Origin of the sequence: Bradyrhizobium sp. (genome assembly GCF_035652035.1) — a bacterium.
In the GTDB taxonomy this organism is placed as follows: Bacteria; Pseudomonadota; Alphaproteobacteria; order Rhizobiales; family Xanthobacteraceae; genus Bradyrhizobium.
In genome coordinates this window covers 1-12,225 of the sequence record NZ_DASREO010000061.1, presented here as the reverse complement: position 1 = coordinate 12,225, position 12,225 = coordinate 1, and the positions used below count along the sequence as shown (strand labels likewise).

General features: G+C 61.9%; 12 protein-coding genes and 2 pseudogenes. 8 read left to right on the top strand and 6 right to left on the bottom strand.

Going from position 1 to position 12,225, the window contains the following annotated elements:
• Nucleotides 1-126 (top strand): annotated as a pseudogene (locus tag VFB05_RS32205) (IS110 family transposase); the annotation flags it as partial.
• A gap of 53 nt (nt 127-179) precedes the next feature.
• On the opposite strand, the gene VFB05_RS16460 reads toward VFB05_RS32205, so the two are convergent.
• Together VFB05_RS16460 and VFB05_RS16455 are read right to left on the bottom strand one after the other, a co-directional pair.
• A complete protein-coding gene (locus VFB05_RS16460; RefSeq protein WP_325013796.1) occupies nt 180-794 on the bottom strand; it encodes a GNAT family N-acetyltransferase in 615 nt (204 codons plus the stop codon).
• Between the two features lie 74 nt (nt 795-868).
• On the bottom strand, nt 869-1,084 hold the full coding sequence (locus VFB05_RS16455; RefSeq protein WP_414643208.1) for a DUF1127 domain-containing protein: 216 nt from the start codon (nt 1,082-1,084) through the stop codon (nt 869-871).
• Between the two features lie 97 nt (nt 1,085-1,181).
• On the opposite strand from VFB05_RS16455, the gene VFB05_RS16450 reads away from it, so the two are divergent.
• The 6 genes from VFB05_RS16450 to VFB05_RS16425 all read left to right on the top strand — a co-directional run bounded on the left by VFB05_RS16450 (nt 1,182) and on the right by VFB05_RS16425 (nt 8,813).
• Nucleotides 1,182-2,090 (top strand): transcriptional regulator GcvA, encoded by a 909-nt coding sequence (locus tag VFB05_RS16450; protein WP_325013795.1) that lies wholly within the window; start codon nt 1,182-1,184, stop codon nt 2,088-2,090.
• 109 nt (nt 2,091-2,199) lie between these two features.
• Nucleotides 2,200-3,525: an MFS transporter gene (locus tag VFB05_RS16445; protein WP_325013794.1), complete on the top strand. Its 1,326-nt coding sequence runs from the start codon at nt 2,200-2,202 to the stop codon at nt 3,523-3,525.
• A 72-nt stretch (nt 3,526-3,597) separates the two neighbouring features.
• Nucleotides 3,598-4,995 (top strand): FAD-dependent tricarballylate dehydrogenase TcuA, encoded by a 1,398-nt coding sequence (gene tcuA / locus VFB05_RS16440; RefSeq protein ID WP_325013793.1) that lies wholly within the window; start codon nt 3,598-3,600, stop codon nt 4,993-4,995.
• 57 nt (nt 4,996-5,052) lie between these two features.
• Nucleotides 5,053-6,084 (top strand): esterase, encoded by a 1,032-nt coding sequence (locus VFB05_RS16435; RefSeq protein ID WP_325013792.1) that lies wholly within the window; start codon nt 5,053-5,055, stop codon nt 6,082-6,084.
• Nucleotides 6,085-6,107: 23 nt separating this feature from the next.
• Nucleotides 6,108-7,211 carry a tricarballylate utilization 4Fe-4S protein TcuB gene (gene tcuB, locus VFB05_RS16430; protein WP_325013797.1) on the top strand — a complete coding sequence of 368 codons (1,104 nt, stop codon included), beginning with the start codon at nt 6,108-6,110 and terminating at the stop codon, nt 7,209-7,211.
• Between the two features lie 105 nt (nt 7,212-7,316).
• Nucleotides 7,317-8,813, top strand: a complete 1,497-nt coding sequence (locus VFB05_RS16425; protein ID WP_325013791.1) for an AMP nucleosidase — start codon at nt 7,317-7,319, stop codon at nt 8,811-8,813.
• Nucleotides 8,814-8,817: 4 nt separating this feature from the next.
• Here VFB05_RS16425 and VFB05_RS16420 read toward each other — a convergent pair whose 3' ends face one another.
• Genes VFB05_RS16420 through VFB05_RS16410 form a run of 3 tightly spaced genes read right to left on the bottom strand, consistent with a single transcriptional unit; the run spans nt 8,818 to nt 11,435 of the window.
• The gene (locus tag VFB05_RS16420; RefSeq protein ID WP_325013790.1) at nt 8,818-9,231 is read right to left on the bottom strand and encodes a Rieske (2Fe-2S) protein; all 414 of its coding nucleotides are present in this window, start codon (nt 9,229-9,231) and stop codon (nt 8,818-8,820) included.
• A gap of 6 nt (nt 9,232-9,237) precedes the next feature.
• Nucleotides 9,238-10,359, bottom strand: a complete 1,122-nt coding sequence (locus VFB05_RS16415) for an amidohydrolase family protein (protein ID WP_325013789.1) — start codon at nt 10,357-10,359, stop codon at nt 9,238-9,240.
• Nucleotides 10,356-11,435 (bottom strand): amidohydrolase family protein, encoded by a 1,080-nt coding sequence (locus tag VFB05_RS16410; protein ID WP_325013788.1) that lies wholly within the window; start codon nt 11,433-11,435, stop codon nt 10,356-10,358. Before VFB05_RS16410 ends, VFB05_RS16415 begins: the two co-directional genes overlap by 4 nt.
• 126 nt (nt 11,436-11,561) lie before the next feature.
• Between VFB05_RS16410 and VFB05_RS16405 the strand changes: the two genes are divergently transcribed.
• Nucleotides 11,562-12,044 (top strand): CinA family protein, encoded by a 483-nt coding sequence (locus tag VFB05_RS16405; RefSeq protein ID WP_325013787.1) that lies wholly within the window; start codon nt 11,562-11,564, stop codon nt 12,042-12,044.
• A 55-nt stretch (nt 12,045-12,099) separates the two neighbouring features.
• On the opposite strand, the pseudogene VFB05_RS32200 reads toward VFB05_RS16405, so the two are convergent.
• Nucleotides 12,100-12,225: pseudogene (locus tag VFB05_RS32200) on the bottom strand (IS110 family transposase); the annotation flags it as partial.

Here is a 12,225-nt window from a genome sequence, read left to right as displayed (position 1 = left end):
AACCTGCGAAGCCAAGGAAAGCCCGCCAAGCTCGCTCTCGTTGCCGTCGCCCGAAAGCTGCTCGTTACCGCTAATGCGCTCGTCAAAAATAACGTCCGCTATACACCCCAGCAACTTGACAGCTAAGACAGTCGCCGGGCTTGCGCCTTCGGCGCATCCCGGAATGACGGAAATCTTACCTAGACCATCGCCTCCAGCGCGCGCTGCTCTCTGACAAGCTTCCAGCTCGCGCAGGGAATATCTTGACGGATCGGATCGATCGGCTTTTCGAAGCGCACCAGCTTCCAGTCGTCGGGATGGCGTACGAAGGCATAGCCGGACTTGCGGGCGAGTGCGATCATCGTCTCGTTGGAGCGCAGCGTATCGCCGAACATCCCGGTCGCACCCAGCGCGGCCGCACGGCATTCGAGGTTGCCGAGCAGCGCACGGCCGATGCCCTGGCCCTGCCAGCGGTCGTCGACGGAAATGCCGAACTCGAAGTTGCCGGTCGCGCCCTCGAAGCCGTAGCGGGCTTCGCCGACGATGACCTCGCGGCCTTCGACCATTATGGCCGCAATCACGCTGAAGCGGTTGTCCTCGCCGGCATGAATGAAATGATCGAGCTGGCTTGGTGGAAGTTCGCTCATCGCACCAAGGAAACGGTTATAGCGCGAACCGTTCGAGAGGTTGCGGAAGTAGCGCTGCAAGGCCTCGCCGTCATCGGGCGTGACCAGCCGGACAGTCAGCGTGGTGCCGTCGCGCAGCCTCAGGTGATCGGTGTGACGCGGATGTTCGAGCAGGCTGAGAACGGTCATGACGGCCTCCCGTCGCATTCAAAGAACGTCGCGGCCGGCGCCCCTCTTTGCGAGGCGGCGCCGGCGCTGGCTGCCTAAGCCCGCCAGAAAGGTTTTTCGGCCTCGCGAATGACATCGCTCCACGACAGGCCGACATCGTGCAGATCCCGATCCGACCAGTGGCTCAGCTCATCGCGCTGACGCCAACGGGTAAACCAGACCTGAAATTGGCGCCCGAACTTGTTCCAGGCGCTCAATTCATGATTATTTGTCACATTTTCGTAAGTACAAAGGGACATTTCGCCCTCCATAATCCTAACGTTTGACGGCATTATCTGTGGATTTCGCAGTTGCGACAAACGACACTTTGAGCCATAATACATGAGATAAGCTCATGATATTGGCGCCATGGCCACCCGACTGCCCTCCCTCAACGGATTACGCGCCTTCGAAGCCGCCGCCCGGCATCTGAGTTTCACCGCGGCCGCGACTGAGCTGAACGTGACCCAGACCGCGATCAGCCATCAGATCCGGCGGCTGGAAGAGGAGCTTGGGATCCGCCTGTTTGTCCGGCAGAACCGCAGCCTGACGCTGACCGCCGAGGCGAAAGAGTATCTCCCCGGCATCCGCGCCGCTTTCAACGATCTTCGGCTCGCCACCGACCGGCTGCTCCGCAAGGACGGCGATCGCGTGCTGACGGTGTCGACGCTGGCGTCCTTTGCCGCCAAATGGCTTTTGCCCCGGCTGTCCTCATTTCAGCAGGTGCACCCCAATATCGACGTCCGCATCACCACCTCGACCAGCCTCGTCGATTTCCGCCGCGATGACGTCGATGCCGCGATCCGTTATGGCCGCGGCCACTGGTCCGGCCTGCGCGCCGACTGGCTGACCGCCGATGAATTGTTTCCGGTTTGCAGTCCCGAACTGTTGAAAGGCGACAAGCCGCTGCGCTGCCCGGAAGATCTCGCTCACCACACGCTTTTGCACTCGAGCGGCGGCTATGACGACGACTGGCGCTTGTGGCTGACTTCGGCCGGCCTGCCTTCAGACATCTCGAAACAGCCGGGCCTGAGCTTCGACCTCGTCCTGATGAGCGTGCAGGCGGCGATCGACGGCCTCGGCGTCGCCATGGGGCGAACATCCTATGTGGAAGGCGATATCGCCAAGGGCCGGCTGGTGGTGCCGTTCAAGATCGCGCTGCCGGCCGATGCCGGCTTCTATCTGGTGTCGCCGCAGGCGCGCGCCGAATCGACGAAACTTTCAGCATTCCGAAAATGGCTGCTGACCTCGGTCCAAAATGGATCAAAAGTCGCCTGATTTACGGTTGGTCCGCGCTTGATGACGTGGCAGATTGTTCCGACAACATGACCGCGCTCGCCCGAAAACGGGCCAATGCTACACGCGGGACCACAGGGAGAAACCGGTAATGACGCCTCCGTCCAGTTCGCCACCCGTTCAACTCAAATCGCGAATTGGCGCCATTCTCCGAGCAACCAGCGGCAATTTCCTCGAGCAGTTTGACTTCTTCCTGTTCGGCTTCTACGCGCAAGATATCGCGAAGGCATTCTTCCCGGCCGCGGACGAGACCGCTGCCCTGCTCAACGCATATGGCGTGTTCTGGCTCGGAGCCCTGATGCGCCCGGTCGGCGCCGTCGTGCTCGGTGCCTATATCGACCAGATCGGCCGTCGCCAGGGCCTGATCGTCACGCTGGCGCTGATGGCGCTTGGAACTGTGGTGATCGCCTTCTGCCCGTCCTATGCGTCGATCGGCATTGCCGCGACGATCATTGTGCTGATCGGCCGGCTGATACAGGGTTTCTCGGCCGGCGTCGAACTCGGCGGCGTGTCGGTTTACCTTTCCGAAATAGCGACTCCCGGCAACCGGGGATTCTACACCTCGTTCCAGTCCTCCAGCCAGCAGGTCGCCATCTTCGTTGCGGCAGTCATCGGCTTTGTGCTGCGAGAATACATGCCCGCCGACACCTTCCTGGATTCGATCGGTGGGATTGCCAAATGGCGTATCCCGTTCTTCATCGGCTGCATCATCATCCCGGTCATTTTCATATTGCGGCGTTCGCTGGAAGAAACGCCGGAATTCCTGGCGATGAAGAAACATCCGACTGCGCGCGAGGTGTTTACCTCGGCATTGGAAAATTCGCATATTGTCGTTCTCGGCATGATGATCGCCGTTCTGACCACGACGACCTTCTACTTCATCACGGTGTATGCACCCGGTTTTGGCAAGCAGCTCAACCTTTCTCCGACCGGGACGTTGCTCGTAACGCTTCTCGTTGCCGTCACGAACTTCATCTGGAATCCGGTCGGTGGCGCGCTATCGGATCGCGTCGGCCGAAAACCCGTGCTCGTCGCAATCGCCAGCCTGTCATTCGTGACGGCCTATCCGGCGCTGCACTGGCTCGCGGCCGAGCCAACGCTTGCAAAACTGCTGGCAGTCCAGATGATGTTCTCGTTCTATTTTGGCGTCTACAGCGGCACGATGCTGGGGTGTCTGGTTGAGATCGTGCCGAAACACGTCCGCACCACCTGCTTCTCGATAGCGTTCGCACTGGCCGCAGGCATCTTCGGCACATCCACCCCCTTCGTCTCCACCAAACTGATCAGCATGACAGGCCAGGACAAGGCCTCGCCGGCGTTCTGGCTGATGTTCGGCGCAGTGCTTGCCATCATCGGCGCGCTGACCGTCTACAGCGACGGCGAAGAGGCGGCAAAGGCGCGGGCCCTCGCCGGCTAATCATGCCGGTGACATGTACCGCCCTGCGTCAATGCGGGTTCTGATTTCCATGCGGACGAGATAACGAATTGCATGGTCGACTTAACCCGCAAATACGATGTGCTCGTGATCGGCGGCGGCAACGCGGCGCTGTGCGCGGCGATCAGCGCGGCCCGCGAAGGCTCGTCGGTGCTGGTGCTGGAAGCCGCGCCAAAATTCTATCGCGGCGGTAACACCCGGCACACCCGCAACATGCGCTGCGCCCATGACGCCGCGACCGAGATCCTCACCGGGCCTTACACCGAAGAGGAGTTCTGGGAAGACCTGCTTCGCGTCACCGGCGGCAAGACCGACGAAGAACTGGCGCGGCACATGATCCGTGAGTCCAAGGACGTCCTGCACTGGATCGTCCAGCAGGGCGTGCGCTGGCAGCCATCGCTCGGCGGCACGCTCAGCCTGGGCCGGACCAACTCGTTTTTCCTCGGCGGCGGCCGGGCGATGCTGAACGCGCTTTATCTGACGGCCGAACAACTCGGCATCGACGTCCTCTACGATGCCGAAGTTATCGATCTCGACATCACTGAGGGCATGTTCCTGTCGGCTACGTTCAAGCACGGCGATGGCAACGCCACTATCAAGGCTTCGGCGCTGGTCGCCGCGTGCGGCGGCTTTGAAGCCAATATCGAATGGCTGAAGCAATACTGGGGCGAGGTCGCCGATAACTTCCTGATCCGCGGCACGCCGTATAATCGCGGCTCGGTCCTGAAGGTGCTGCTGGACAAAGGCGTGCAGGACATCGGCGATCCCACTCAGTGCCATGCGGTCGCGATCGACGCGCGCGCGCCGAAATTCGACGGCGGCATCATCACGCGGCATGACTCGGTCGTGTTCGGTATCGTCGTGAACCGCGACGCCGAGCGTTTCTACGACGAAGGCGAAGACATCTGGCCGAAGCGTTACGCGATCTGGGGGCGCCTCGTCGCCGCCCAGCCGGGCCAGATCGCCTACATCATCTTCGATGCATCTTCGCGTAACAGCTTCATGCCGACGCTGTTTCCACCGATCGAGAGCGACACCATCGCTGGTCTCGCGAAAGAGCTGACGCTCGATCCCAAGGCGCTGGAAAAGACTGTCGCCGGCTTCAACGCCACCGTGCGGCCCGGCACCTTCGATCACACGATCCTGGACGACTGCCGCACCGAAGGATTGACGCCGCCGAAGACGCATTGGGCGCGCAGAATCGAAAAGCCGCCTTATTACGCCTACCCGGTGCGGCCCGGCATCACCTTCACCTATCTCGGCACCCGCGTGAACAAGCAGGCCCGCATGTTGATGAAGGACGGCAAACCATCCGCCAACATGTTCGCGGCAGGTGAAATCATGTCCGGCAACGTGCTGGGCCAGGGTTACGCCGCCGGCATGGGCATGACGATCGGCAGCGTGTTCGGCCGGATCGCGGGTCAGGAAGCTGCGAGGAATGCGAGGAACTAGCGTCGTACGCAGCCAACGACTCAGTGCGAGCGAAACAAAGAAAAAATGGAGGAAACCATGTCGCGATTGACCATTGCCGCCACAGCGGCAGCCCTGATGTCGGCCAGCTCCGTGCAAGCCGCCGATCCCATCTCGCTGCGCGACATGGGCTCATTTCATGTCGGCGGACGTCTGGTCGAGATCAGCGGCAAGCCGGTCAAGGAAGTGACGTTCACACCCGGCGGTGTGCCGGCGAAGGTCGACCCGAACGGCACCTACCAGGTCGAGCAGATGTATGTGCAATACTTCCTGCCCGCCAACGAGCACGGCGCCTTTCCGCTGCTGATGTGGCATGGCGGCGGATTGACCGGTGTCACCTGGGAGACGACGCCCGACGGGCGCGAAGGCTGGCTGAATTATTTCTTGCGGAAAGGCTGGAGCGTCTACAACTCCGACGCCGTGGAACGCGGGCGGGCGGGTTGGGCGCAATACCCCGACATCTTCAAGAGTGAGCCGGTGTTTCTCACCACCGCTAATCCGTTCGAGCGCTTCCGCATCGGCGACGGGCCGAACTCCTACGATCCGGATCCGGCCAAGCGCAAGGTGCTTCCGGGTAGCCAGTTCCCGGTCGACGCCTACGACAACTTCGTCAAGCAGGGCGTGCCGCGCTGGACCACCACTGACGACGCAACGATCGCAGCCTATATCGCCGAGGTCGACCGCGTCGGCCCCTGCATCATCATGGTGCATAGCCAGGCCGGCAGCTTCGGATTCAAGGTCGCCCAGGCGCGGCCCGACAAGGTGAAGGCGCTGATTGCAATCGAACCCGCTGGAGTGGGCGATCCCGCCAAAATCGATGCGCTGAAGAACATCCCGACCCTGATCGTCTATGGCGACTATATCGACCGCGATTCGCGCTGGCCGAAAATGCGCGCCACCGGTGTTGCCTTCGCCGATGGCATCAAGGCCGCCGGCGGCAGTGTCGACGTCGTCGATCTGCCCAAGGTCGGCATCAAGGGCAATTCGCACATGATCATGATGGACAAGAACAATGCGGAAGTTGCCGGCTTGATCCAGAACTGGCTGGAACGCAAGGGTTTGACGAAGTGAACATCGCGACAAAGCCGTCGAGTGTGCACAGCACTGCGTTGCTGAACGAAGCCGACCGTCTGATGACGGTCTGCAATTCCTGCCGTTATTGCGAGGGCCTCTGCGCGGTGTTTCCGGCGATGGAAATGCGCCGCGCTTTTGCCGACGGCGACCTCAACTATCTTGCTAACCTCTGTCACGCTTGCGGCGCCTGCTACACCGATTGCCAGTTCTCGCCGCCGCACGAATTCAACGTCAATGTGCCGGCGACACTCGCTGCCCTGCGCGCGGAGTCCTGGGCTGCTTACGCCTGGCCACGCGCCCTTTCCAGCCTGTTCGCCCGCAACGGCGTTGCGATCAGTATCATCGCGGCCGTGAGCGTCGTTGTCTTCATTTACGGCTTTGCAGCGTTCAACGACCCACAAGTCCTGCGTGGCATTCACACCGGTCCCGGCGCGTTCTATGTGCTGATGCCGCATAACGCGATGGCCGCTCTGTTCGGCGCGGCCTTTCTCTATGCGATCCAGGCGCTCGCGATGGGCCTTCGTGCCTTCTGGCGCGACATCGGCGAACCCACCGGCACGCTCACCAATCCGCCATCGCTGTGGCAGGCGATGAAGGACGCCGGGCGGCTGCGTTATCTTGACGGCGGCGGCGTCGGCTGCTTCAACGAAGACGAGCGGCCGACCGATCGCCGCAGGGTCTATCACCATCTGACGTTCTACGGCTTTCTGCTGTGTTTCGCGTCAACCTGTGTGGCGACGCTCTATCATTACCTGTTGGCGCGCGAGGCGCCCTACGCCTGGTGGGACTTGCCGGTGGTGCTCGGCACGCTCGGCGGCATCGGGCTCGTGGTCGGACCGATTGGCTTGCTCATGGAGAAGGCCAAACGCGATACCGCGCTGATGGACACCGGCAGCTCCGGCATGGATGCGGCCTTCACGCTCATGCTGTTCCTGACGGGCGTCACGGGCCTTGCGCTTCTGGTCTGGCGCGAGACCTCGGCGATGGGGCCTCTCCTCGCGCTACATCTCGGTGTGGTGTTCGCGCTGTTCATCACCATGCCCTACGGCAAGTTCGTGCACGGTCTTTATCGATTTGCCGCGCTGGTGCGCTATGCGCGCGAGCGGCGGATGATGGCCGAATAGCTCCCGGCGCGACGCTTCGGTGCGGCGGGTTTCACCTCGCTCCGCTCGGCCCATGACGCTATACTCGATGTCTGTGAACGTCTGTAAAAAGCGAATCGGGGCTCCATGATTTCCGCACTGCCCATCGAAACGCCGCCGATCATCGCGACCGAATCGTTCCTCGACGCGGCCGCGGCGGTTGCTCGCCTCGAAGAGATCTATCAGCGCAACACCCAGTTCCTGCGCGATCGTTTTGAGGCCTATATCAACGGCGCAGCACTCACGGCGCGTGTGCGCGCGACCTATCCCTTTGTCCGCATCACGACATCAACGCATGCGCGGCTCGACTCGCGGCTCGCCTATGGCTTTGTCGCCGGCCCCGGTGTGCATGAAACCAGCGTGACGCGGCCGGACCTGTTCCGCGCCTACCTCACGGAACAGATCGGATTGTTGATCAAGAATCACGGCGTACCCGTCGAAATCGGCTGCTCGCTTGAGCCGATCCCGCTTCATTTCGCTTATCGGCGGGACATCAACATCGAAGCAGCGATTACGCATGAAGATGGCGCGCTGACGGCGCGATCGCTGCGCGACCTGTTCGACATGCCGGACCTTGTCGGCATCGACGACGCCATCGCCGACGGCACGCTCGACCTTCCGCAGGGGGCGCCGCACCCGCTGGCGCTGTTCCGTGCGGCGCGTGTCGACTATTCGCTGCGGCGGCTTTATCACTACACCGGCACGGATCCCGAGCATTTCCAGAATTTCGTGATCTTCACGAACTATCAGTTCTATGTCGACGCCTTCGTGCAGACCTGCCAGCAACGCCTTGGCTCGGGCCAGACCGGTCCGGAGGCCTTCGTGGGGCCCGGCAACGTGATCACGCGCAATGCGCATTTGGGTGGCGGCACCACCGGCTCAGCGCCGGCGCGCGCGCCCCAAATGCCGGCCTATCATCTGGTCGAACCCGGCTACAAGGGCATTACCCTGATCAACATGGGAATTGGCCCGTCCAATGCGCGCAACATCACCGATCATGTCGCGGTGCTGCGGCCGCATGCTTGGCTGATGCTTGGGCATTGCGCGGGCTTGAGGAATACGCAACGGCTCGGCGACTACGTGCTGGCACATGGCTATGTCCGCGAGGACCACGTGCTCGATCACGAACTGCCGCTATGGGTGCCGATCCCGGCGCTTGCCGAAATGCAGGTGGCGCTCGAGGAAGCCGTCGGCGAAGTCACCGGTCTTTCCGGCTTTGAGCTCAAGCGCTTGATGCGCACCGGAACGGTTGCAAGCGTCGACAATCGCAATTGGGAAATCAGCGGCCCCGCGGTCATCCGGCGCATGTCGCAATCGCGCGCGGTCGCGCTCGACATGGAGTCGGCCGCGATCTCGGCCAACGGCTATCGCTTCCGCGTGCCCTACGGCACCTTGCTGTGCGTTTCGGACAAGCCGCTGCATGGCGAGATCAAGCTCGCCGGCATGGCGAGCGAATTCTATCGACAGCGGGTCGGTCAGCATCTTGAGATCGGGTTGAAGGCGCTGGAGCGTGTCAAGCAGCAGGAATCGGAGCGGCTGCATTCGCGCAAGCTGAGGAGCTTTGCCGAGGTGGCATTTCAGTAGGGTTCTACAAATCCACCACGACGTAGTCATTTTCGACCGACACGTTGAGTGTCTCGGCCACATACGGCCCCTTCACGACAGCCGCGCCCGGCTCGACGTTGACGGCATAGGCGCGGGTGCGAAATCGTCGAGGCTCGCAATAAGACTGCCCGGTGCGGATATCGAACTCCCAGCCATGCCAGGGGCAGCGGATGATTTCGCCAGGTCGCGTGTATTCGATTTCGCCGGGGTTCGATGATTGCGCGAGCCCAATCAGCGGTCCTTCACACAAGGCCGCGCCTTGATGCGGGCAGCGATTGAGCAGGCCGAAAAACTCGCCATTGACGTTGAAGACCGCGATCGGGCGATCGCCGATGGTAAGAAATTTTCGCGTGCCCGGCGGCAACTCATCGACGGACGCAACAACGTGACGGCTCATCTCGATTTACGCCAGGCCGTATAGCGCTTTGGCATTGCCGAGATAGAACGCCTCGCGATTGGCGTCGCTGACGCCCGGCGGCAACACGCGCGACGGCTCGTCGAAATCCCAATGCGGGTAGTCGGTGGCGAACAGCAATTTGTCCCAACCGACCCATTCGACGATATCGAACAAATGATCGCGCCGTTCCGGATCTTCCATCGGCTGCGTCGTCCACCAGATGTGGTCGCGGATATATTCCGAAGGCGGCCGCTTCACATGCGGGACTTCGCTCTTCAGCCGCTGCCAGCTGCGGTCGAGCCGCCACGACAACGACGGCGCCCAGCCGAACCCCGCCTCGATCATGATCATCTTGAGGCGCGGATATCTTTCGAACACGCCTTCCAGCACGAGGCTCGCCAGCACCGCCTGCTGGCACTGCGAATGCCCGACCATCTCCTCGATATAGAAGCTCGGCCAGCCCGAAGCCGTGATCGGATTGCCGCCGAAGCCGAAGGCGTGAACGCCGACCGGAAGCCCCGCTTCTTCGGCGGCCTCGTAAATCGGCCAGTAGCGGCGCTGGCCGAGCGGCTCGACAGTGCGGCTGAGCAGCAGTACCTGGACGAAGTTTTTGTCACCCGCACGCTTGCGGATTTCGGCCGCCGCGGTCGGCCCGTCTTCGTTCGCGACGACGATGGAGCCCTTCAGACGGGCATCCTTGCTGGTCCATTTATCGATCTGCCAATCGTTGATCGCCGAGCAGATCGCGGCCGCCAGCTCGTGGTTGCGGATGCCTTGCCCCGTGGCAAGCGGATTGAGCACGCCGAGCACGACATTGTTCGGGTCGAGGTGCTGCCGCTGCATCAACGACAGCGAAGACCCCTGCGGGCCCCCTTCCGGCGGATAGGCGTCGCGGCGCGAGGCGTTGGGCTGCGCCTTTGGATAGGGCGGCCCTTCCATCATGCCCTGATAGGGGTGCTTGCCATAGGTTTCGAGATGGTCGTGCCAGCGCTTGGCAAGGAAGGGATGCAGTTCCGTCGCGGTCGCGCGCGCCGGATGAATGTCGCAATCGGCAATCGCCGTTTTTGCTTGAGCTTGAGCTTTAGCCTCCGCTGACGAGGCCGGCCGATCGCGGAACTGCACGTTCATGGCGTCGTCTCCTGAACTTGCTTCAAGCGCCCGTAGGTCGCGAGCGGATTGTCGATCATGATCTTCCGAATGAGATCAGAGGATATGCCGTCCGGCAGCGCCGCGTTCCCGTCAAACTGCCAGTGCGGATAGTCGGTCGAGAATAGAAGCAATTCGTCCGACTGCATATGGTCGAACAGCCGGTTCAAGACTTGCGGTTCCGGCGGCGCATCGACCGGCTGCAGCGAAAAGCGGATATTGCTGCGCACAATTTCCAGCGGCGCACGGTCGACCCACGGCGTCTCCATGCGGATGCCGCGCCAGAATTTATGCAGCCGCCACAGATACGGCGCGAGCCAGGTGAAGCCGCTTTCCAGCATCACCATCTTCAACTTCGGATGCCGCGCGAATACGCCTTCAATGATCAGGCTGGTGAGCTGGGTCTGGAACGCCTGCGCCTGCGCGACATAATCTTCGATGTGATAGGAGCCCCAGCCCACCGATGTCGGCGGATTGTGATAGCTCGAACCTGCATGAATGCCGATCGGCAAGCCAAGCCGCTCGGCGGCCGTATAGATCGGCCAGTAGGCGCGCTTGCCCAAAGGAATATCGCCCATGACCAGCATCAACACCTGGACGAAACGCTTGTCCTTAGCGCAGCGCTCGATCTCGGCGACCGATTTTTCCACGCTCTGAACGGGAATGACGATCGAGCCGCGCAGGCGGTCATCCTTGTCGAGCCACTCCTTGACCAGCCAGTCGTTGAGGGCACGCGTAAACGCGACTGCCATATCCTCCGAAAACACCATCTGCACGCCGAACAACGGATTGCAGATCGCAAAACGGACGCTGAACGCATCGAGCGCCTGCGCCTGCATGTCCTTCAGGCTCGAGCCCGGCTTGCCCTTCGCTGGCCGCCAGTCCGGCCGCGCCGAGATCGGCGAGTTCGGCGGGTAGGATTGCGAGATGAGGTCCGTCATCCCGCGCGTGGTGACCTGGTCGCGCCAGTAGTCGTCGAGATAGGGCAACAAGCTCGTCAGATGAGGAACGGCCGGATGAAGATCGCAATCCACACCGCCCAGGATCGGTGACGTCACTGGTCTCCTCCTCCCCTCGTTTTGGCGCATTGAAGCAGGGCCGGACTCCGCCCGCAACTCGGCAAAAAGCGATTGCAGGCGTGCTATAAAGCCGGCCTCATTGGACCACCTGAGGAATTGAGCTTCATGAAAGACCTCATTGCGATTGCCGAACAAATTGCCGCCAAACTCGTCGCGCGGAAGCAAACCATCGCGGTTGCGGAGTCCTCGACCGGCGGGCTTATTTCGGCAAGCCTGCTCGCCGTCCCCGGCGCGTCGGCCTATTTCCTCGGCGGCGCGGTGGTCTACACGCGCGATGCGCGTCGGCTTCTCGTCGACATTTCCGACGAGGCCATGAAAGGGATCCGCTCGGCGTCCGAGCCCTATGCCCAATTGCTCGCAGGCCGGACCCGCGAGCGTTTCGCGACGACGTGGGCTCTGTCGGAGACCGGCGCCACGGGACCGACCGGAAACCGCTACGGCGATGCGGCTGGCCACAGCTGCATGGCGGTCGCGGGCCCCATATCGTCGGTCATCACGCTCGAGACCGGCAGCGCGGATCGGCAAGCCAACATGCACGCCTTCGCGGCGCGCGCATTGCATCTGCTGCTGGAGAATGTATCGCGATAACTTCTATTAGTCGTCATTCCGGGGTGAGGCGCCAGCATCGAGCCCGGCGACTGTCTTAGCTGTCAAGTTGCTGGGGTGTATAGCGGACGTTATTTTTGACGAGCGCATTAGCGGTAACGAGCAGCTTTCGGGCGACGGCAACGAGAGCGAGCTTGGCGGGCTTTCCTTGGCTTCGCAGGTT